At 56.7% G+C, this 19,564-nt stretch carries 20 protein-coding genes and 2 pseudogenes; 11 read left to right on the top strand and 11 right to left on the bottom strand.

Annotated features, from left to right (window positions below; genetic code table 11):
- The first annotated feature begins 87 nt into the window (after positions 1–87).
- From PH552_RS26355 to PH552_RS26345, 3 genes and pseudogenes are all read left to right on the top strand, one after another.
- Positions 88–327, top strand: a complete 240-nt coding sequence (locus PH552_RS26355; protein ID WP_112345403.1) for a tautomerase family protein — start codon at positions 88–90, stop codon at positions 325–327.
- Positions 328–387: 60 nt separating this feature from the next.
- Positions 388–687, top strand: a pseudogene (locus PH552_RS26350) (IS21 family transposase); the annotation flags it as partial.
- Positions 677–894: pseudogene (locus tag PH552_RS26345) on the top strand (ATP-binding protein); the annotation flags it as partial. The pseudogenes PH552_RS26350 and PH552_RS26345, both read left to right, overlap by 11 nt.
- A 402-nt stretch (positions 895–1,296) precedes the next feature.
- Here the strand turns inward: PH552_RS26345 and PH552_RS26340 are convergent.
- On the bottom strand, positions 1,297–1,794 hold the full coding sequence (locus PH552_RS26340; RefSeq protein WP_112345409.1) for an RES family NAD+ phosphorylase: 498 nt from the start codon (positions 1,792–1,794) through the stop codon (positions 1,297–1,299).
- 10 nt (positions 1,795–1,804) lie between these two features.
- Positions 1,805–2,155, bottom strand: a complete 351-nt coding sequence (locus tag PH552_RS26335; RefSeq protein WP_112345404.1) for an antitoxin Xre/MbcA/ParS toxin-binding domain-containing protein — start codon at positions 2,153–2,155, stop codon at positions 1,805–1,807.
- 862 nt (positions 2,156–3,017) lie between these two features.
- Between PH552_RS26335 and PH552_RS26330 the strand changes: the two genes are divergently transcribed.
- Complete coding sequence (locus tag PH552_RS26330) at positions 3,018–4,199, top strand: Fic family protein (protein WP_285166383.1); 1,182 nt, start codon at positions 3,018–3,020, stop codon at positions 4,197–4,199.
- 323 nt (positions 4,200–4,522) lie between these two features.
- On the opposite strand, the gene speB is transcribed toward PH552_RS26330, so the two are convergent.
- On the bottom strand, positions 4,523–5,578 hold the full coding sequence (speB, locus tag PH552_RS26325) for an agmatinase (protein ID WP_113250231.1): 1,056 nt from the start codon (positions 5,576–5,578) through the stop codon (positions 4,523–4,525).
- 96 nt (positions 5,579–5,674) lie between these two features.
- Between speB and PH552_RS26320 the strand changes: the two genes are divergently transcribed.
- Positions 5,675–6,838 (top strand): aminotransferase, encoded by a 1,164-nt coding sequence (locus tag PH552_RS26320; RefSeq protein ID WP_113250125.1) that lies wholly within the window; start codon positions 5,675–5,677, stop codon positions 6,836–6,838.
- Positions 6,839–6,909: 71 nt separating this feature from the next.
- On the opposite strand, the gene PH552_RS26315 is transcribed toward PH552_RS26320, so the two are convergent.
- The 4 genes from PH552_RS26315 to PH552_RS26300 all read right to left on the bottom strand — a co-directional run bounded on the left by PH552_RS26315 (position 6,910) and on the right by PH552_RS26300 (position 10,612).
- Positions 6,910–7,467: a flavin reductase family protein gene (locus PH552_RS26315; RefSeq protein WP_113250124.1), complete on the bottom strand. Its 558-nt coding sequence runs from the start codon at positions 7,465–7,467 to the stop codon at positions 6,910–6,912.
- Positions 7,468–7,478: 11 nt separating this feature from the next.
- A complete protein-coding gene (locus PH552_RS26310; protein WP_113250123.1) occupies positions 7,479–8,819 on the bottom strand; it encodes an LLM class flavin-dependent oxidoreductase in 1,341 nt (446 codons plus the stop codon).
- Positions 8,820–8,930: 111 nt separating this feature from the next.
- Positions 8,931–9,872: a LysR family transcriptional regulator gene (locus tag PH552_RS26305; RefSeq protein WP_113250122.1), complete on the bottom strand. Its 942-nt coding sequence runs from the start codon at positions 9,870–9,872 to the stop codon at positions 8,931–8,933.
- Positions 9,869–10,612, bottom strand: a complete 744-nt coding sequence (locus PH552_RS26300) for a histidine utilization transcriptional repressor HutC (protein ID WP_285166408.1) — start codon at positions 10,610–10,612, stop codon at positions 9,869–9,871. Before PH552_RS26300 ends, PH552_RS26305 begins: the two co-directional genes overlap by 4 nt.
- A 228-nt stretch (positions 10,613–10,840) precedes the next feature.
- On the opposite strand from PH552_RS26300, the gene PH552_RS26295 reads away from it, so the two are divergent.
- The 4 genes from PH552_RS26295 (at position 10,841) to PH552_RS26280 (ending at position 13,860) form a co-directional block, all read left to right on the top strand.
- Positions 10,841–11,668: a transporter substrate-binding domain-containing protein gene (locus PH552_RS26295; protein WP_113250121.1), complete on the top strand. Its 828-nt coding sequence runs from the start codon at positions 10,841–10,843 to the stop codon at positions 11,666–11,668.
- A 97-nt stretch (positions 11,669–11,765) separates the two neighbouring features.
- The gene (locus PH552_RS26290; RefSeq protein ID WP_113250120.1) at positions 11,766–12,407 is read left to right on the top strand and encodes an amino acid ABC transporter permease; all 642 of its coding nucleotides are present in this window, start codon (positions 11,766–11,768) and stop codon (positions 12,405–12,407) included.
- Entirely contained in the window at positions 12,404–13,072 is a 669-nt protein-coding gene (locus PH552_RS26285) for an amino acid ABC transporter permease (RefSeq protein WP_113250119.1), read from the top strand. Before PH552_RS26290 ends, PH552_RS26285 begins: the two co-directional genes overlap by 4 nt.
- The gene (locus PH552_RS26280) at positions 13,069–13,860 is read left to right on the top strand and encodes an amino acid ABC transporter ATP-binding protein (RefSeq protein WP_112342128.1); all 792 of its coding nucleotides are present in this window, start codon (positions 13,069–13,071) and stop codon (positions 13,858–13,860) included. Before PH552_RS26285 ends, PH552_RS26280 begins: the two co-directional genes overlap by 4 nt.
- A gap of 270 nt (positions 13,861–14,130) precedes the next feature.
- Here PH552_RS26280 and PH552_RS26275 read toward each other — a convergent pair whose 3' ends face one another.
- Positions 14,131–14,427 carry a hypothetical protein gene (locus tag PH552_RS26275; protein WP_113250118.1) on the bottom strand — a complete coding sequence of 99 codons (297 nt, stop codon included), beginning with the start codon at positions 14,425–14,427 and terminating at the stop codon, positions 14,131–14,133.
- Positions 14,428–14,846: 419 nt separating this feature from the next.
- Here PH552_RS26275 and PH552_RS26270 point away from each other — a divergent pair, with 419 nt between their 5' ends.
- Positions 14,847–17,435 (top strand): erythromycin esterase family protein, encoded by a 2,589-nt coding sequence (locus tag PH552_RS26270; protein WP_285166382.1) that lies wholly within the window; start codon positions 14,847–14,849, stop codon positions 17,433–17,435.
- A 115-nt stretch (positions 17,436–17,550) separates the two neighbouring features.
- Here PH552_RS26270 and PH552_RS26265 read toward each other — a convergent pair whose 3' ends face one another.
- From PH552_RS26265 to PH552_RS26255, 3 genes are all read right to left on the bottom strand, one after another.
- Positions 17,551–17,880, bottom strand: a complete 330-nt coding sequence (locus PH552_RS26265) for a hypothetical protein (protein WP_162736976.1) — start codon at positions 17,878–17,880, stop codon at positions 17,551–17,553.
- A 51-nt stretch (positions 17,881–17,931) separates the two neighbouring features.
- Entirely contained in the window at positions 17,932–18,378 is a 447-nt protein-coding gene (locus PH552_RS26260) for a pyridoxamine 5'-phosphate oxidase family protein (RefSeq protein ID WP_113250115.1), read from the bottom strand.
- A 133-nt stretch (positions 18,379–18,511) separates the two neighbouring features.
- Positions 18,512–18,820 carry a hypothetical protein gene (locus PH552_RS26255; protein ID WP_285166381.1) on the bottom strand — a complete coding sequence of 103 codons (309 nt, stop codon included), beginning with the start codon at positions 18,818–18,820 and terminating at the stop codon, positions 18,512–18,514.
- Between the two features lie 212 nt (positions 18,821–19,032).
- Between PH552_RS26255 and PH552_RS26250 the strand changes: the two genes are divergently transcribed.
- Entirely contained in the window at positions 19,033–19,287 is a 255-nt protein-coding gene (locus PH552_RS26250) for a DUF982 domain-containing protein (RefSeq protein ID WP_113250114.1), read from the top strand.
- Positions 19,288–19,564 lie beyond the last annotated feature (277 nt).

Raw genomic sequence — 19,564 nt, 5'->3', positions numbered from 1 at the left:
GGCCGGCTACGCACACGTCGACATCCTGGAACATCACCTGTCGGAGTTGGGCTTTTAAACCAGCCGGCCAACTGAAAGGAATTCCCGATGCCTATTGTAAATATTCAGGTCACCCGAGAAGGCAATACGCCCGGCGCGAACTCGGTGACGGTTGAGGAAAAGGCCCGGATCATTGCAGGCGTCAGCAACGTCCTCCTCGAGGTCCTGAACAAGCCGCTGGCCTCAACGTTCGTTGTCATCGAGGAAGTCGATCTTGAAAACTGGGGCTGGGGCGGCCTACCGGTCGAAGAATACAGAAAGCAACGTTCTGCTGCAAAGCCTTCCTAGGATCGTTGGCTCTTCTCCAGCGCCACTGTCAATCGGCGTGCAAATTTGCATGCCGAAACACAGTCCTTGCAGCAATATCTGCTCAAGAAGCCAGGCGGAGACAGGGAGATGGTCGATATCCTGGCGCTTGTTCTCCAGCACGACGAACAAGCAGTGCTCTCAGCTGTCGACATGGCGCTGAAGTCCGGCGTTCCAACCAAGACGCATGTGCTGAACCTGCTGCACCGTCTCGTCGACGGCAAATCCTTCATTCCGCCAACGATCGATGCGCCGCAAGCCCTGACGCTCGTCAACGAGCCCAAGGCCAATGTCGAACGATACGATGCCCTGAGAAAGACGGAGGCCGGCCATGCGTCATAATCCAGCGAGCGGTGCAATCGTCATCATGCTGCGGCAACTGAAGATGCACGGCATGGCACAAGCCGTCGGCGAGCTGACTGAGCAAGGATCGCCGGCGTTCGAGGCTGCCGTTCCGATCCTGTCGCAGCTCTTGAAAGCGGAAACAGCCGAACGGGAGGTGCGATCGACCGCCTATAGCTCAAGACCGCCCGCTTTCCTGCCTATCGTGTGTCAATGCCGCGTGAATTTTCCCCAGAAGCACTCATGAGGAGTATTGCTCCGGTACTGACATACCCGCGCGAGATTGAACTGATGGGCAAGATAGCCGGGAAGAAAACTAATTCCCATTCCCATCGCCACAAGCGCCCTGACGGTCAGCAGATCATCTCCGGCCCGGAGGCGAACGCTATTTCGATTGAGTCGCAGGGAGCCGAAACGTCATCAGTAACAGGTCCTCGACGGTGAGTTGCCGAGACAAGGAAGACTCAACTCATTGAGCTTGCTCTGTTGCATTGCTTTCCATGGCAAAGTCCCCGCATAGGTCATCAAAACCACTGCAATGATAGGCCGGTCGCGTGGTCATCTGCGGTGCGCCTTTCCGCGTCGAGACAGATGGCATGCTGCGTAAGACTATCGGGACAGTCTGTGTTCGTCGTCGATCAGGATCAGGCGGCCAGGCGGTGTGCTGCCCCATGTCCAGAGGACGAGATTAAGATCGTCATTCGTTGCAGCGGGTGCGAAGCTCTTCACGAGCAGCCCGCAACAGCCATCGGCAGCAAGCTGGCGTGCGAAGGCTTGTGTTTTCGCCTCACCCGAATCCTTCATCTGGTCACGCCAGGTCGGATCGGCGAGTGCCGCCGCATCCATGCCCTGCGCCCGAAGGGCTGCGTCGTCCCGGCAGTCGAACACATGTTCGACATCGGCATCATAGGAAACCAGCGTCGTCGGTTGCAGATTTCCGACCTGATTAGCTTCCTTCAGCGCCGTCATGATTGTCAGCGACGTATAGAGGGCGGGCACGCCTTTCGGGTTGAAGCGACCGCCATAGAGTTCCGCGCCGCGTCCCGACAGAGGCTCGCCGGCGTAGATCGGGTTGAGCGCCCGGTAGAGCTTTCCTCGATACTGCATCGGCCGGAGGCTATGCGTGAACGCCGGCGTCGACCGCGTCAATATAATCGAGCACCTCGTCGGCGCGACCGTTGCGGACCAGTTGCATCGCCGTCTGACCAGAGAAGCCAGACAGCGGCTCGGAGCGATACCAGGCATAAGCCATCAGCGCCGAGCCGAAGCGCGGTTCGACCTTATTGACGATCTCAATCATCTCGCGTAAGCGGCGCTGCGTTCTGTCGGAACGAATACGATCCTTGCGTTGAATTGCGTCTTTTCCGAGTCCGGCGGTGCGGGCGATCTCTTCGCTGGTCGTGCGAAATGCATCCGCGATCTTGCGCGGTGCGAACAGCCCATCATCTGCATATTGAGCGATGCCCATGATCCACCTCCATCTTCAGAGTGCCAATAGTGTAGACGCTATATAGCGTCAATAATGGCGGCGTTCAACGCCTCTCGGGAAAAATTGAAGGGGAAGGGAAATCCGTTGCAGATAGTCCTCCTGCCGACGCTATCGCACAACTGCCGCCTGCGCCATCCGAGCCGCTTGTCCTTCGCCGGGCTGGTAGCCCTGCCTGTCACACATAGCAGGATGCTCAGCCGCAGTTGCGGCAAACGCGGACCGCTGGAGGCGCTCCGATTTGGATGCGATACGCGCGAGAATCTCTTTTGGATTGGGCCTGTCGTGGTAATAAAGCGCCGCGGCCCGCTAATACGCGCGTTCGTAAAGCCTGAAGGTATCAGGGTCAGCAAGGCTGAATGCCGGATTGCTGCTAATCGGGATTGTTGAGCTTCGGGAAACGCCGGTCTTTGTGAGTGCGATATGCATCTGCACCGAAAAATGCCCGAACGTCCGGTTGGTCCAGGAGGCAATAGACGTCGTAGTAATGGCCTAAAGGGCTGACAGCATGAAGCTATATAGTACACTATTCCAAAATCTTCCTCACTAAACAATAAAAATCCAGAGATCACCTCACCTTCTGGAAGGACATGGCCGACGACCACTACATGCCGCGCGCCTGTCAAACTCTATGTATTGGCGCGCATGCGATAAAATAAACTCAAAGACAAATTCCAGTTCAATCAATGATTTACCCATTTTCTTGGGTGCTTTCGGTTCGATTCTCTTCAAGAGCATAAGGACGATCCGAAACTCGTTTATTTAACGCCGCTTACCTTAGTCTGCCACTTATTTAAGTGAGATGGCCATTGCTTAAATAGCGATCAAAAATCATACTATCGCCATGTCTGATTCTGAACGCTCTCGGCGGCTAGGACGCTTTGTAGAAACATCCGCAGCCGGCGAAAAGGTGCGAGCGTTTGTACCGCCGCCATTGCCGCCATGGCCGGCCATTGACGTGCTTTCGCTGTTGGAGCGCCTCAGCCTGGCGGAGCGAGCACTCGGACGCCTGGGTGGCATCACAGTGTTGCTCCCGCGTCAGGAGCTGTTTCTTTATATGTATGTCAGGAAAGAAGCTGTTCTATCCTCGCAGATCGAGGGGACGCAATCGACACTCTCTGACTTGCTGCGTTTTGAGACAGAAGCGCAGGCAGGACAGTCGATCGACGACATACGTGAAGTTTCCAACTACGTCGATGCCATGATGTACGGTCTGGAACGGCTCGAAGCCTTTCCTATGTCGCTACGCGTAATCCGCGAAATGCATGCGCGATTGCTGCAAAGCGGGCGCGGCGGCACCAAGAATCCTGGAGAATTCCGCCGTTCGCAAAACTGGATTGGGGGAACACGGCCTGGCAATGCACTCTTCGTGCCACCGCCGGTGACGGAGATGGACGCTTGCTTAAAGGCGCTTGAGCAATTTATGCACGAAGATCGGTCGCGACTGCCCGCCCTCATCAAGGCCGGTCTTTTGCATGTCCAATTCGAAACGATTCATCCGTTCCTTGATGGTAACGGGCGTATCGGCCGCCTCCTGGTCACGCTTTATCTCTGCATGAACGGCGTTCTGCGCAAGCCGCTGCTCTATCTCAGTCTTTATTTGAAGACACATAGGGCAGAGTACTATCGGCTGCTTCAGGAAGTCCGCGAACAAGGCAACTGGGAGGGCTGGCTCGACTTTTTTCTCACGGGTGTTGCCGACACCGCCAATCAGGCGTTCGACGCTGTCACGCGGATTGTGGATGTGTTCAAGGAAGACCGTGACCAGATCACAACCGAAAGCGATCGCGCGGGTTCAGCGCTTCGCATTCACGATCTCTTTCAGCAAAATCCGTTCTTTACAGCAAATCAGCTCGTACAGAAGACAGCCCTATCTGCGCCCACAGTTAACGCGGCGCTCGCAGACTTGGAGCGCTTCGGCATCATCAAGGAAATAACGGGTCGCAAGCGCGGCAGAGTTTTCAGCTATAGCCGATATCTTGCAATTCTGAGTGAGGGCACCGATCCCTTGCCCCCGGCCGCGTGAACGGACCGAACATTTATAGGTCGCTGGTTCGTATCCGTTCAACTGCATGCTTTTTAAATCGCGAGGTCGTCACTTCGAATCCGCTCAAGAGCAAAAATTCAGTTACGGGTCAGATTCCCGGTCAGTCAGTTCGACTCTGCGATTGAGGTTATCGAGGCGCAGCCACGGGAATAATCCTGTCGTTGACGATACGATAGATTGATCCATGGCGATGTCACCAACGATTACGTTCGCAGATACGAACAGTAGGGGCGCAAGCGTGAAACCGCTCCCGCCTCGCCGCGTCCGATCATCCGAATTGCTAAGGTTGCGAGGGTTTGTGTCTAGCGTTTGCCGACTGATGGGCTAAACACCATGAGGCTCAGGATTTCGAAGAGTACTTGAGCTCCAGCATGCGCGGTGTTGGTCGTCGCGTCATATTGGGGAGCAACCTCGACGACGTCGCCGCCCACGAGGTTTATGCCCTTTAGTCCTCGTATCAGCTCAAGAACCTCACGCGTCGTCAATCCGCCGACCTCGGGTGTGCCCGTACCGGGCGCAAAGCTAGGATCGAGGCTGTCGATATCGAAGGAGAGATAGGTCGGGCCGTCGCCGACGATGGATTTGGCTTTGGCGATGACGGCAGCGATCCCCATTGCGCTGATGTCTTCTGCGTGGATCACGGTCATTCCCGATTTATAGGAGAATTCCCACAGATATTCCGCCGAACCACGGATACCGATCTGGATCGTCCTTGTCGGATCGAGCACGCCATCCAGCACGGCATTGCGAAACGGTCCGCCGTGATGAAACTTCGTCTGATCGAAGGCTCCGCTGGTGTCGCAATGAGCATCGATATGAATGAGACCGACCGGCTGATTCCGGCCGACAGCCTTCAAGATGGCATGCGTGATGGAGTGGTCACCTCCGACCGAGAGCGGTGCAACGCCGGCATCGACAATCTGCCCGATACGTTTTTCGATGTCGTCGTGGCTGAGTTCCAGCCGGTAGCGGCTTTGAAACGGTACGTCGCCAATGTCGGCGACGCGAAGATCGAAGACAGGCGCCGTGCCCAGAACATGGTTGTAAGGACCGATCCTCTCGATGGCGCGAATGGCACGCGGTCCGAAGCGGGAACCGGGGCGATTGGTGACGCCGAGATCCATCGGGATTCCCGTTATCGCGACCTGGAGATTGCCGAAATCCGGCTCGTCGGCTGCGACCTGCATGTAGGGCGCGCTGAGGAAAGTCGGCACACCCGCATATGGCGCCAGTCTCGTACCGCTCTTGGAGATGATCTTCTCCGCCACTTTGCGAAACTTCTCGTCGAATATCTCGCCGCCATTGGCGTCTGCAAATTCCGCGCGCAGCTGTTCAAGCCGCATCTTGTCCCACACCATGCGCATGCGTCTCCACTTGAGGTCCGTCTCACTCAACAAAGAGGTTGAGAAAGCAATTGGTATCGTTGTAGCAATCGGTATCAAAGAGAAATCGATATGACAGCTGCAAAATTCAATTCGTTCGTTTCCCGCCTCTCCCCTCCGCCCATTCCTTCCGTCGTCGCCTGGGGCCGCGAATACAAGGGATTGAAGGGGCCACTCATCAATCTGTCACAGGCCGTGCCCGGTTATCCTGCGCATCCTGAAATGCTGCGCCTTCTCGGCGAAACGGCTGCGCAACAGGCGATGACCGGATACGGGCCGATCGAGGGCGAGCCTTTGTTGCGCCAGATTTATGCTGCTCATGTCGCAGAGCTTTATGGTGCGGATATATCTGCCGACAATATCCATATCACGGCCGGCTGCAATCAGGCGTTCATGTGCACTGCGATTGCGCTTGCTGGTGCAGGCGATACGATAGCACTGACCAATCCTTTCTATTTCAATCACGACACAACGCTATCGATGCTGGGGATCGGGCGGTTGCTGGTCGACTGCGACCCTACAACCGGCTTTCTTCCAGATCTCGGCTCAGCCGAAGCCGCGCTTGCAGCCGGCGCGAAGATGCTCGCCGTCGTTACGCCCAACAATCCTACCGGGGCTGTGTATCCGCCCGGTCTGCTTCACCAGCTTTTCTCGCTGTGCCGAAAATATGGCGCCTGGCTGGTTGTCGACGAAACCTATCGCGACTTCCTGGCCGAAGATTACGGCAGGCCGCACGCCCTGCTGTCGGAGCCGGGTTGGGAGGATACGCTCGTTCTTCTCTATAGCTTCTCGAAATCCTTCTGCATTCCCGGTCATCGCCTCGGTGCTGTCACGGCAGGCCCCGGGCTCATCGCTGAGATCGCGAAGGTCATGGACAATATGCAGATCTGCGCCCCGCGTTCGCCTCAGATCGCCGTTGCATCGGCTCTGCCTATCCTTGCCGATTGGCGGGCCGGCAACCGGCTGGAAATCATTCGCCGTGCCGATGCCTTGAGACTGGCCGCTTCGGAGCTGACGGGTTGGGAGATCGCAGCGATCGGCGCCTATTTCGCCTTCGTTCGCCATCCTTTCGAGGATCGATCGTCGTCCGAGGTTGCCGAAGAACTTGCCAGGGAGCGTGGTGTCGTCTGCATACCCGGGGCATATTTCGGGGAGGGGCAGGAGCGCTACCTTAGGCTTGCCTTCGCCAATGCCGATGTCGCCTCGATCGGACTATTGCCGGATCGACTACGTTAGAGCGTAATGCCGAAAAGTGTAGGCGGTTTTCGGACGACATCACGCTTTACCTCTTTGATTCTAGAGCGGATTCAGATTTTAGCGCGACTCGATCTAAAATCATCCGGCTCTAGGCAGCGCTCATCAACGGCGGTCGGAAGTTCATGATAGCCGCCTCGCCAGTAGAGCAGCGGCCCGACATCCTGCCGGATTTCCATTGCACGGATGTGCCCGATCAGAATGGCATGGGAATGATGCTGAAACACGGTTTCGAGCTTGCAGTCTAGGACCGTGAGGGCATTTTCGAGTGCGGCTGCACCCGTCCTGAGGCGATACCATCCGGCACCATCGTAGCGATCGGCACCCTTGCGCCCGTCAATACCGGCAAAGGATTGCGCCACATGCTGCTGGTTGGCTGCGAGCACGTTGACGCAAAAGCAGCCGTACCGCTGCAGCGCCGGCCAGGAGGAGGAAGCCCTGTTGACGCTGACAATGACGGAAGGCCGATCCGCCGAAAATGAGGAAACCGAGGTCGCGGTGAAGCCGGTGCGGTCCTGTCCGTCACCGACCGTGATCACACTGACCGCACCGGCCAAGTGACGCATCGATAGCTTGAATTCCGTGTCGCTGATCAGCGCCTCGTCGCTCACTGGACCGGCCCTCAGCTCTTGGAAAAACGGTTTGCCGGCGTGGAAATGCCGAGGTTTTCGCGCAGGGTTCTGCCCTCATATTCCTCGCGGAACAGGCCGCGGCGGCGAAGTTCCGGCAGCACGAGCCGCACGAAATCGTCGAGGCTGGATGGCAGGGTCGGGAACATCAGGATAAAGCCGTCGGCGGCACGCGTTTCGAACCATTCCTCCATGTAGTCGGCGATCTGGGCCGGCGTGCCGGTTATGCCATTGCCGGTGTGTTTCTCGGCATAGTGCCGGATCAGTTCGCCGACCGTGTGGCCGCTCTTGACGAAATCGACTAGTTCGTCGAACAGCGCGCGTGATCCTTTTGGAGCGGCCGGCAGACGGTCCATCGGGAAGGGCTCATCGAGCGCCACGCCGCGCAGGTCCGCCTCCAGGAACTCGGAAAGCATCAGCCGCCCGACATCGGGATGCATCTTGTCGATCAGATAGTCCACCTTCGCCTTTGCCTCGGCCTCGGTTTCTCCGACGTTGATGACGATGCCCGGCATGATTTTCAGGTCGTCGCGATCACGCCCATAGGCAGCCATCCGGCCTTTGACATTCTCGTAGAAGGCCCGGTTCCGCTCGATGTTCGATGCGAGGCTGAAGACGATCTCGGCCGTGCGTGCCGCCATGTCCATACCGGGCTCGGAACCGCCCGCCTGGGCGATGACAGGACGGCCCTGAGGCGTTCGCGCAATGTTCAGAGGTCCGCGAACCTGGAAGTGCTTGCCTTTGTGGTTGAGTGTGTGGTGCTTGTCCTTGTCATAGTAGACACCGTTTTCGCGATCGAGGAGCAGCGCGCCCTCCTCGAAGCTGTCCCAAAGACCGAAGACGACGTCGACGAACTCGTTGCCGCGTTCATAGCGCAGCGCGTGTGGATCCAGCCCTTCGCGATTGAAGTTGTAGCCGGTTTCGTCATGGTCTGACGTGACGACGTTCCAGCAGGCGCGGCCCTTGCTGAGATGGTCGATCGAGGAAAACAGACGGGCCACATTGTAAGGTTCATAGTAGCTTGTCGAGACCGTTGCCACGAGCCCGAGATCGTTGGTCGTGACCGCCAGTGCCGAGAGCAGCGAGAGGGGTTCGAAACGGTTCATCTTCGTGGGAATGCGGGCGAGCGCATTCGGATCGCCGACTGCAGCTGCCGGAGAATCGGCCATGAACATGAAATCGAATTTGGCCGCCTCGGATCGTTTGGCGACATCAAGTAGATGCGCGAAGTCGTTGGCGCCGTTGACGTCGCTTGCCGGATGCAGCCAGGAGGCCGGATGAAAGCCGAACGTATAGACGAAAGTTCCGAGTTTCATCTTGTCGGTCCGCGCCATCGAACTCTCCCATTATGTCGGTCACGCCGTTCCGCTGACGGCGAATGCGCAAATTATCGCCAGGGGCAAAATTTCATCAATATCGTGCAGCTGAGTTCCGTTTTAGTTTTTCTAAAATGTCGAACCGGGTGCCGATACCAAGCCCTGCTGGCGGGAAATGGTGAGAAGCCAATCGCGAAATTGGCGCCCGTAGGGTTTTTCCAGGGCCGCCCTGTCCCAGGCGAGAAAATAGCTTTCGCGCAAGGGAATGCGTATGTCGACGGGAATGACGAGCGTCTGCGCCTCGAGTTCATCCGCAATCATCGACATTTGTGCGAGAACGACGCCGCGCTTGTTGACGGCGGCGTCAATTGCACTGCTCGATAGGGTGAAGGAAAGGCCGGCGGCGGTTTCTTCGAGCGCCGCTCCCGTCTTCGCGGCGAATTCAAGCCAGCTTGGATAGGGCGTGAAATGCCGCTCCCATTCGACATGCAGGAGCGGATATTGAAGAAGTTGCGCCGCAGAAAGTGCCTTGCCCTTGATCAGGGCCGGCGAGCAGGCCGGAACCACCCAATCGCGGAACAGCTCGCTATAATGTTCATGCTGCAGTACGTCCGATCCGTAGCTGATGCGGAAATCGATGTCGTCGAAGCCCATGCGCGGTTCCTTGTCGCGCCCGACGATCCGGACATGTGCGTTTGGATGAAGGGCCTGCCAATCGAAGATCCGGCGCCCGATCCATTTGTTGACGACGGAAGATAGCGCGCTGAGGACAAGGGCATTCTCGTTGCGCGCTCGTTCCAGGACCTGTTCGGCAAGTGCGAATTGCTCGAATCCCTTCGATATTTCCTGATGATAGAGCCGACCCCATTGGGTGAGTTCCACCGTGCGACCATTGCGCTCGAACAAGGTGACACCGAGAAAGCTCTCGATCTTACGGATCTGCTGACTGATCGCTCCGGGCGAAACCTTCAATTCCAATGCTGCGGCGCTCACGCTGCCGCAACGGCCGACGGCTTCGAAAGCCTGCAAGCCCTTGAGCGGAACTGCCCTGCTGATCCGCTTCTCGTTCAAGGGTCGTCTCCCTGCGACGGTTGATCGGTGACAGCTCTCTCATTCGGATAAAAGTCGCCGGCAAACTGGAAACGATCGCCGGGATGGATGAACTCGACATAGGTGACCGTGCGACTGCTCTGCCATGTCTGACGGATGAGCGTCAGACAGGCTTCGCCGCGCTCGGTTTCGAGCAGGCGCGCCGTCGCGGCATCGGCCGAGACTGCACGAATGACATGCCGGGCCTTCGACCAGGGCACCATGTCCAGCAACCATTTGCCGGGTGGGACCGAAGCGAAACTCTCGGTTCTTGCCGATGGCACCAGGTCCAGCATGATGATGCGCCGCTCCAGCGCATTCGCCTTGCCGTCGACCGCATGCAGGCAGTGGAGCCGCAGGATCTCCGCGCCCGTGGTTTCGCCTAGCCGCATCGCGGTGGCGGGATCGAGCCTCTCGATTTTCCGCATCAGCATCGTGTGGCTATGTTCGTGTCCCGCCAACTCCGCTTCCGTGGAAATATCCTGGATATCCATGACCGTGCGGTCGATTTGCCGCGAAGCGACGAAGGAACCGAGCCTGCGACGACGTATGATCATGCCGCGCTCGGCCAGGGTCGAAAGCGCCTTGTTCACCGTCATCCGGGAGCATCGATACTCCTTCAGCAGCTCATGTTCGACGGGTATTCGGTGCCCCGGCGGCCAGATGCCGCTCACGATCCTGCTTTCGATATCCTTCAGAATTCTCTGATGAATTGGGAACAACGCTCGCCTTGCTCCGGCAATGAATTCAGTGTCCGTGGAAACCGCGCCTGCCAGATCCATCGGGCATCATGCGGCATAATTCTTGCGTTCGTTATGTTTTGTATTTGACAGTGTAGGCGAGGCTGTATCTATTTGTATAGACAAAAGGTCATAAAAATCGGCCTGGCGGGACAATGCTTGGGGAATCTGAACCTTCCAAACGAAGGGTACAAAACTGGAGAGAAAGATATGAGGAAGAATTCGCTTCTGAAGGGTTTGGTGGGCGCCGCACTTTTGTTTGGCGCAACGATGTCGGCCCATGCGGCTGACACGCTTGCCGCCGTCAAGGCCGCCGGCACCCTGAAGGTCGGCACCGAGACGGCCTTCGCCCCATTCGACTTCATCGATGCAGGCAAGCATGTGGGCTTGAACGTCGACCTCTTCGACGAGATCGGCAAGGAACTGGGCGTGAAGATCGAATGGGTCACGCTGCCATGGGACGGCGTTTTCCCGGCGCTTGAAGCTGGAAAGTTCGACGTCGTTGCCGGCCCGGCGACGATCACTAAGAAGCGCATGGAGCGTTATCGTTTCACACCGCCTCTGGCCGAAGCAACCATTGCGGTCCTGAAAAAGGCCGGTGACAAGACGATCAGCAAGCCGGAAGATATCGCCGGCAAGAAGATCGGCGTCGGCAAGGCGACCGCGCAGCTCGACCAGCTGAAGGAGTTTTCCGAAACCCTGCCGACCAAGGTCGATATCCGCGAATATCCGGCCTTTACGGAATCCTACGCCGATCTCGCGGCTGGCCGTATCGCCGGCGTTGCCAACTCGCTGCCGAATATTGCATTCGTCGCCAAGCAGCGTGAAGGCACGTTCGAAGTCGTGCTGCCGCCCTTCGGCAAGAAGTCCTATTTCGGCTTCATCGGCTTGAAGGACGCCGATCACGCACCGTTGATGGACGCCATCGATGCAGCCATGTTGAAGATCAAGGCTGACGGCCGCATGGCGGCGCTGCAGAAGAAATGGTTCGGTGCAAGCTTTGACACGCCTGACGCCGTCAAGGACCCGGCATTCTGATCAGCCCTCGGAAATCAGCCGTGCCCGCTTTGCTGCCGGGCACGGCTGATGAGCGAGATCTCAGCTTCCTGGTCACCACGCGGGCGAACACTCAACAATGTCCATCGAGCTCTTTGGGTTGCTTCTGCAGGCATCCATCTACACGGTGACGATCAGCTTTGTGTCGATCTTTATCGGTTTTGCAATTGCGATCCTGATTTCGGGAATGTTGCTGACGGGGCGTGGCCTTTTCGTACGACCTGCCCAGTTTTTCATCAGCTTTTTTCGCGGCGTGCCGCTGCTGGTGCAATTGCTGCTGATCTACAATCTGCTTCCAGCTGTCGGCCTCAACGTGCCGAGTGTCGTTGCCGCAATCATCGGCCTGTCGCTCTGCACGGCTGCCTATCAGGCAGAGAACCTACGTGGCGGCTTTGCCAGCGTGCCGCGCGGCCTGGTGGAGTCGGCGGAGATGGTGGGCCTCACTCCACGTCAGATTTTCCGCCGCATCAAAGTTCCGATCGCGCTGCGTCTCACATTCCCAGCCCTCGTTAACGAGGCGATCCTCATTCTGAAGGCATCGTCGCTGGTCTCCGTCGTCGGTATCATCGAACTGACCCGCATGGCCCAGGATCTCGCCGGCAGCACGTTTCTGCCGCTGCAGATCTTCGCAGCCGCTGGCCTCATCTATCTCGTGATCAACTGGGTGGTGGCGCTTGCCGGCGGCCTGATCGAAAGCAGATTGCCGGGGGTAGCGCGATGACCTTCGACATCAACGTCCTCATCGGCCAGTGGCCAGCCATCCTCAGCGGGGCCGGCGTCACGATCATGATCTGGATTGTGGGCACGATCGCCGCGGCCATTATCGGCTTCCTGATGGCGGTCGCCCGGCAATATGGCGGCCTGGTCGTCGACAAGGTGCTGGGTGCCATCGTGGCGGTGCTGCGCGGCACGCCATTTCTTATCCAGATTTTCCTCGTCTATTACGGCGGTCCTTTCGTCGGCCTCGAGCTTGATCCCGTGCCGGCAGGACTGATCGGTATTTCGATCTATGGTGCGGCCTATTTCAGCGAAATCTTCCGTTCCGGATTTCGGGCTGTGCCGAAAGGCCATATCGAGGCCGGCGAGTGCGTCGGCTTGACGCGGGCGCAGATCGTCAGGCGTATTCTCTTGCCGGAGATGACGATGCTGGTGCTGCCGCCCTGCGTGAACATGACTGTCATCCTGATGAAGGAGACGGCAGTCCTCTCCATTATCACCGTGCCGGAATTGACGGCGACGCTGAGCGCGATCGGATCGCAGCAATATGCCTTCGTCGAGGCGCTGTCTGCCCTGGCGCTCTTTTACTGGGTGCTCGTCGAAGTCACCGGCTGGCTTGGCAACCTTGCCGAAACGAAACTTTCCAGATTCAGGTTTTTCAACGCATGAGCGTCCCCGCTATAGAAGTCAGGAATCTCGTCAAGACGTTCGGAGAGACCACGGTCCTTCATGGCATCGATCTTGCCATCGAGCCGGGGCAGGTCTCTTGCCTCATCGGCCCATCCGGCTCCGGCAAGAGCACGCTTTTGCGATGCATGGCTTTCCTTGAAGAGGCGACGCGCGGAACAATCTCCATCAACGGCGAGGTCCTTGGCTTTACCGAGGATGCTCAAGGACGTCGTGAACGTATCTCGGCAGCGACCAATCGTTCGATCCGCGCCCAGATCGGCATGGTCTTCCAGCAGTTCAATCTCTGGCCGCATATGACGGCGCTCGGTAATGTCAGCGAGGCTCTGAAGACGGTTCACAAGATGAGCCGTAAGCAGGCCGAAGATGCGGCCATGGTGCAACTCGTCAAGGTCGGGCTCGAAGCAAGGGCAGGGCATTACCCCTCGCAGCTTTCGGGCGGACAACAGCAACGCGTGGCGATCGCCCGCGCCCTGGCATTGAAGCCGAAGATCATGCTGTTCGATGAGCCGACCTCGTCGCTCGATCCGGAACTGACCGGCGAAGTCTTGAACGTCATGCGCGACCTGGCGGCCGAGGGCATGACGATGGTGGTGGTTTCGCACGAAATCGGTTTCGCCGCGACCGTCGGCCAGCAGATCATCTTTCTCGATCATGGCAAGGTGCTGTTTAGCGGGCCGCCGCAGGAAGTGTTCAAGAAGCCGAGAAATCCTCGTCTCGAGCAATTCCTCGATACCTATCTCGACCGTGGTGCGTCGATGTTGCTCTGACATCGCGTCAAGCGGCTTGAGCCAAGCCTCGCTGTTGCTCCGGCGAACCTGTTTGGCTCCGGCAAAGCCGAAATCAGTTGCTGCGCCGAATGGTGCATGTGATCATATCTCCTCCTACCGCAAACGCTGTGGGTGGGAATTCAAAAGAGAGCGGCTTATGTGATGCCGTAAGCAGATGAGCCATTGGTGATCCACTTTCGTCTGAGCGATCACTAAACGATGGCTGAAGTCGCCTGTGCGATGCTGGGGAAGTAGCGCGAAGGCGGCGCTTTAGTCTTTTGTTTCGAGGATCAGACGGATCGGATTTCCATCACGTGCCGCGGCCTTGATTGCCACCGATATCTGTTGAAGCCGCCCACGCGCGATGAGCGCCTCCGGTAGCAGGATTTTTCCAGGACCGGCGTCGATAAAGGCGGTCCAGTCGTATTCCGAGTCGAGCATCGCCGTGAATGACGTCGCGACAATTACTTCGCCACAAGCGGCGCATCCAAGTATGTATGAGCCTCCGTGGACGATCGACTCAGTCGTGTCAATTCCGCACGAGGTGCAGATCAGCGTACTATCCATCGTTTTATCCTATCCCTATTGGCTCAAAAGCATCTCGACAACAGAATCCGATATACATTTCAAGAAGCCCTACAACGAAATCTCACTATGCTGCTAAGATCGTTACCGGGCAAACCTCCGACCGCGCTTTTCAGACAAGCCTTTTGATCCGCTTTTTTACGTGCCGCCAGTGGTCTCTTCTCAGGGGTTTAGTCAGCTCACCTTTGGGCGTGACGGTTCTGATGTGGACTGGCGCTGGGTCAATATCGGCCTATTTCAGATCGCCCAAAGGGTCGATTGCGCTAACCATAAGTTCGCGGAACGCTGCTTTGATCCGGGTCAACGCATCAGATCGCCAAAGAGAATACCATAATTTCATGACGCGAACTTTCTTTCAATTCTCGGACCGACGCGATGCGGGGCGCCAGTTGGCAGCTCGCTTGGTGACACTCGATCCTGTCCGGCCGATTATTTATGCGCTGCCGCGCGGTGGGATTCCTGTAGCGTTGGAAATCGCGAGTGCGCTGCATGCGCCTCTCGATCTCATCCTCGTGCGTAAGATCGGTGCACCCGGTGCATCCGAGGTGGCACTCGGTGCCATTGTGGACGGAGCAAGCCCCGAAATCGTTGTCAACGAAGATGTTCGCCGCTTCAGCGGGGCCGATGAGGTCTATTTAGAGCGTGCGAAACAACGCGAACTTGCTGAACTTAAGCGCCGCCGCGCGGTATATCTCGGTGATCGCGTGCAAGTGGATCCGACCGGACATACAGCCATTATCGTTGACGACGGTCTTGCCACCGGAGCCACCGCGAAAGCCGCGCTTAGCGCGGCCAAAAGCCGAGGAGCCGCCAAGGTCATCCTCGCTATTCCGGTCGCGCCGGCAGAAACGCTCGCCGAGATGCGTCAGCACGCCGATACCGTAGTGTGCCTTCATCCCGCCAAGAGCTTCCATGGAGTGGGATCGTTCTATCAGGACTTTCATCAGCTAACCGATGAGGAAGCAATCGGATTGCTGCGTCAGGGATGGGCTGAGGTTGATCCGGCAGCTATCAGCTCCATGAAGCGGCAGATTGCGGTCCCACCGCTCGGTCTGGTGGGTGATTTAAGCGTGCCAGCCGACCCGCGGGGCATCATCCTGTTTGCTCATGGTAGCGGTTCAAGCCGCCTTAGTCCTCGAAACGCTGCAGTTGCCGAAAGTCTGAATGCAAAGGGCTTTGCTACCCTTCTCCTGGATTTGTTGACGGTGAACGAGGCGAGAGATCGCCGGAACGTCTTCGATATCCCATTGCTCGCCGAACGCTTGCTCGAGGCCGTGATCTGGATCGGCGCTGAACCGGATATAGCAGACCTGCCGTTGGGCTTGTTCGGTGCGAGTACCGGCGCAGGTGCAGCAATGCTGGCAGCCGCCGAGCTGCGTGACCGCGTGGCCGCGGTGGTGTCGCGCGGCGGCCGGCCCGATCTTGCGGCTCCACGACTGCCCGAGGTGGAGGCGCCAACCTTGCTCATCGTCGGCGGTGACGACCAACAAGTTCTTGAACTGAACCGCAGGGCATTGGCTGCTCTCGCATGTGAGAAATTGCTGAAGATCGTGCCAAACGCGACACATCTGTTTGAGGAGCCGGGCACATTGGAGACCGTGACCGATATGGCCAGCGCGTGGTTTCAGCATTACTTGGTCCTTTCATCCAGAAAAATGCCAGCACCAGCGGAAATGTCGTCAACGCAGCAGGCTCCGACAGTGGCCATCGTGCGAGCCGCCGCTGAGCCGTTGCCCTCACTGGATGATCCGGATTTCGCATACGTCTTCGATCGCTTTGCTGATGCTCGCATAGTGTTGCTTGGCGAAGCTTCGCACGGTACTTCGGAATTCCACCAGGCTCGCGCCGCCATCACGCGCAGGTTAATCGAGCGACACGGCTTTACTGTCGTTGCCGTGGAGGCTGACTGGCCAGACGCAGCCGCGGTCGACCGCCATGTACGCCAAAAGCCGTATCAATTGACGAATGCGCCTCCCTTTTCGCGTTTTCCGACCTGGATGTGGCGCAACAAGGACGTTGATGCCTTTGTCAGCTTCCTGCGCGATCATAACGCCAATCAGCCGCCCGCGAATAAAGTGGGCTTCTACGGACTAGACCTCTATAATATGACGGCGTCGATCGCCGCCGTGCTCGCTTATCTCGATCGTGTGGATCCGCAGGCTGCGCACCTGGCCCGAGCGCGCTATGCCTGCCTGTCGCCTTGGTCGCGAGAGCCGGCAGCTTACGGCCGCGCATCTCTGACGGAGGGCTATGCTTTGTGCGAACAGCCCGTGACACGTATTCTCGTCGATCTCCTGCAGAAAGAGCTCCAGTACGTAAAAAAGGATGGCGCGGAATTCTTTGACGCTATGCAGAATGCTCACCTTGTGGCCGATGCGGAGCGATACTATCGAGCGATGTATTATGGCGTCCATGAATCCTGGAATCAGCGTGACCAGCATATGTTCAACACGCTTCAAAATATCCTTGCGTGGACAGGTGCAAAGACAAAAGCGATTGTCTGGGCACATAACTCACATATCGGGGATGCACGATTCACCGATATGGGGATGGAGAGGGGAGAGTTGAACATTGGTCAGTTATGCAAACAAACCTACGGAAGGGATGCAGCTCTGATTGGTTTCGGCATGCATACCGGGACTGTTGCTGCGGCATCGGAATGGGATGCCCCCATGGAAATAAAGACAGTGCGCCCGTCTCGGCCCGGCAGTTATGAGGCTCTTTGCCACGACGTCGGTACCGAACGCTTCCTACTCGACTTTCGCGCTGGGCAGCACGACGATCTTCGGCGCGCCATGGCTGACCCACGTCTTGAACGCTACATAGGCGTTATCTATCGCCCGGAGACGGAGCGTTGGAGCCATTATAGTTTTGCTTCGCTGTCCGATCAGTACGATGCTTTCGTGTGGTTCGACAAGACTAGCGCGGTGATCCCCCTGCCAATGAAGGTGTCCATCAGCGAAGATGAAACCTATCCCTTTGGCCTGTGATATCGACGCGAGTAACCATTGTCATGAGCGCTAAAATAGCGCCGGTATCGAGAAAGATTGGTTGCGTCATCATCCCATGACGACGCTGGCGCCTGGAAAGCATCTTGTGAAAATCTTAGCTCTGCTCCTGGTTGATATAACCATGTTTAATATCATCAAGGCGGTCTGCCTGCGCTTGAGCGTTGTAAAGTAGTTTTCTGGCGTAGTCTTGAGCATCCATTATATCGCGAACGAAAAGTCCTTTCCGGCGGCACGTGGTATCGATCTCGTCCAGGATCTGGGCCGTAAGTTCTGCTTTCTCCTTGCTATCGTGAAAGCGTAACAATCTGACGGTCGCGCTCGCCGTAATCATGTCGAGCACCATAAGGCTCGCCATAACCTCTCCGATTGAAGGTGCCGTGGCCCGGGTCGTCTCATTCCGGGCAGAACTTTTTGCTTTCGGCATGGCTGAACTCCTCCTTTTTGTTTGACCTGATTTGGGGCAGCAGATTGCACTCTACTCGTCAGTCTTCCGCCCGCTCAAATCGATAATTTCGAGGGCGAAAAATATATGTGTATTGGAGGAGGTATCCGCCACTTTGCCGATCGGTTTCAAAGCGCCCGGTTCCCACCAATCGGCGCGCTTCGCGAGCAATCCCCAAGCTTGGTCTTTTTCTTCTCGACATTCTTCCGTGCTGAGATCGATGAAGTGGGCGTCGACGACGACGCTCTTCCAAGAATGCCTACTTTTCAATTGATCGATCTGCAGGCAGACGTGTGGATTTCTTCTCATGGTCTCTAGTTTTTTGCCGGGCAGCGTAAAGGCGTATAGCCTGTCGCCAGAATAGGAGTACTGAATGGGAACAACATATGGGACATTTCGGTCCGCGCAGCCCAGTCTCGCTAACCATTGCTTTTTTATGAATGTAATACACTCATCATAGGACATCTTTTGAACATTCATTGAATTCACCTCCCGTCGTTAGGCGGTCGTTTAGCTGTGATTCTCAATCGAGCTGTCCGATTTCACGCGACAATGCAGCCCCGTTTTACCACTGAAACCGCTGAAGCGATGAGCTTGCGGGCAACGGAAGAAATCAGCGACGATTGACAGAGGAGTTCCTGTTGATCATCGAAAGCGCCTCGCTGAATACACCTTGCGCATATTTCGTAGCGGCCGTGATGTCGGTTTCAGCAAAGTTTGAATGCCTGCCTCTTCTCTCGATTGCGCGGCGAAGCGCTGCCAGCAGCATGGCTCGACCTCTTTCATCGTAGTGTTTCAAAAGCCTTTCAAGTGATGCAGTTGCGACCACCCGTGTAACGAGCATTCTGCCCTCAACTTCGCTCATAGACGGAATCGCATAACCAAATGGTCCGCCCAATTTGCCACGCTCGCTCCTTACCATCGTATCGATCCAATCTCAGCGTGTTAATAAAAGTTCACGATACAACGGCCGCTGCGTCATCGCATTGAGGTAGATCAACCGATCTCCGGCATGGCCTGCTGCATGACGGAAGGGCTAGAGCGGGTAAGTCAACTGAGATTGACGCAAATCAATTGCCGCCGAAACGCATCTTATAAACTCAATCCGAATTTTTCGTTGTGAAGAGAATTGCCATGAAGCCGGGAATGCGTCGTAAGATACCTTCAATTACGCTAACCACGGAAAGCGCGGTATCTCCGCGATGCATAAATACCGTACAAGATGCAGTGGAGACACTTCTAGACCACTGGCCGATTGATGACGGGGATGAGTATCTAACAGCGGTGCACGTATGCCTCGATGCTATACATGGCCGAGTCGCTCCCGAAGCTGTACGAGAGGCATTGGTAAAGGCTGCGGAAGAAGCAGGTATATCAGTAATGCAGTGACAGATCGAGATGCGGTTGCTTGATTTTGGAAGGAGAGCTCTTCGCCAACTTGCATATCGACGAGCCTACAAACGATACTTTAATCGTCACTTCTAGAAGAATTTCACGATCGATGATCGTAAGCGAAAAGCGCAAGTTCCAATGAAACGATGTCTAAGCGAATAATCAGTCGGTTTTTATCTAGATCGATGGATTAGATGGCCTTGAGATGACGTTATCACCAGCATCATGCAATACATCGTGCCTTGCATGAATAGCTGGAATTGACTGGACAAAG

The sequence above is a fragment of the Rhizobium aureum genome, from assembly GCF_030182495.1.
In the GTDB taxonomy this organism is placed as follows: domain Bacteria; phylum Pseudomonadota; class Alphaproteobacteria; order Rhizobiales; family Rhizobiaceae; genus Rhizobium; species Rhizobium tropici_C.
This window is presented reverse-complemented; position numbering and strand designations above follow the sequence as displayed.

Excerpts from the sequence above, each read along its gene's own strand:
- PH552_RS26265 (WP_162736976.1), bottom strand. The coding sequence starts at position 17,880 with ATGCCGAAAGCAAAAAGTTCTGCCCGGAATGAGACGACCCGGGCCACG.
- PH552_RS26340 (WP_112345409.1), bottom strand. The coding sequence starts at position 1,794 with ATGCAGTATCGAGGAAAGCTCTACCGGGCGCTCAACCCGATCTACGCC.
- PH552_RS26335 (WP_112345404.1), bottom strand. The coding sequence starts at position 2,155 with ATGGGCATCGCTCAATATGCAGATGATGGGCTGTTCGCACCGCGCAAG.
- PH552_RS26275 (WP_113250118.1), bottom strand. The coding sequence starts at position 14,427 with ATGGATAGTACGCTGATCTGCACCTCGTGCGGAATTGACACGACTGAG.
- PH552_RS26295 (WP_113250121.1), top strand. The coding sequence starts at position 10,841 with ATGAGGAAGAATTCGCTTCTGAAGGGTTTGGTGGGCGCCGCACTTTTG.
- PH552_RS26260 (WP_113250115.1), bottom strand. The coding sequence starts at position 18,378 with ATGAATGTTCAAAAGATGTCCTATGATGAGTGTATTACATTCATAAAA.
- PH552_RS26310 (WP_113250123.1), bottom strand. The coding sequence starts at position 8,819 with ATGGCGCGGACCGACAAGATGAAACTCGGAACTTTCGTCTATACGTTC.
- PH552_RS26285 (WP_113250119.1), top strand. The coding sequence starts at position 12,404 with ATGACCTTCGACATCAACGTCCTCATCGGCCAGTGGCCAGCCATCCTC.
- PH552_RS26330 (WP_285166383.1), top strand. The coding sequence starts at position 3,018 with ATGTCTGATTCTGAACGCTCTCGGCGGCTAGGACGCTTTGTAGAAACA.
- PH552_RS26255 (WP_285166381.1), bottom strand. The coding sequence starts at position 18,820 with ATGGTAAGGAGCGAGCGTGGCAAATTGGGCGGACCATTTGGTTATGCG.
- PH552_RS26355 (WP_112345403.1), top strand. The coding sequence starts at position 88 with ATGCCTATTGTAAATATTCAGGTCACCCGAGAAGGCAATACGCCCGGC.
- PH552_RS26280 (WP_112342128.1), top strand. The coding sequence starts at position 13,069 with ATGAGCGTCCCCGCTATAGAAGTCAGGAATCTCGTCAAGACGTTCGGA.
- PH552_RS26290 (WP_113250120.1), top strand. The coding sequence starts at position 11,766 with ATGTCCATCGAGCTCTTTGGGTTGCTTCTGCAGGCATCCATCTACACG.
- speB (WP_113250231.1), bottom strand. The coding sequence starts at position 5,578 with ATGGTGTGGGACAAGATGCGGCTTGAACAGCTGCGCGCGGAATTTGCA.
- PH552_RS26320 (WP_113250125.1), top strand. The coding sequence starts at position 5,675 with ATGACAGCTGCAAAATTCAATTCGTTCGTTTCCCGCCTCTCCCCTCCG.
- PH552_RS26250 (WP_113250114.1), top strand. The coding sequence starts at position 19,033 with ATGAAGCCGGGAATGCGTCGTAAGATACCTTCAATTACGCTAACCACG.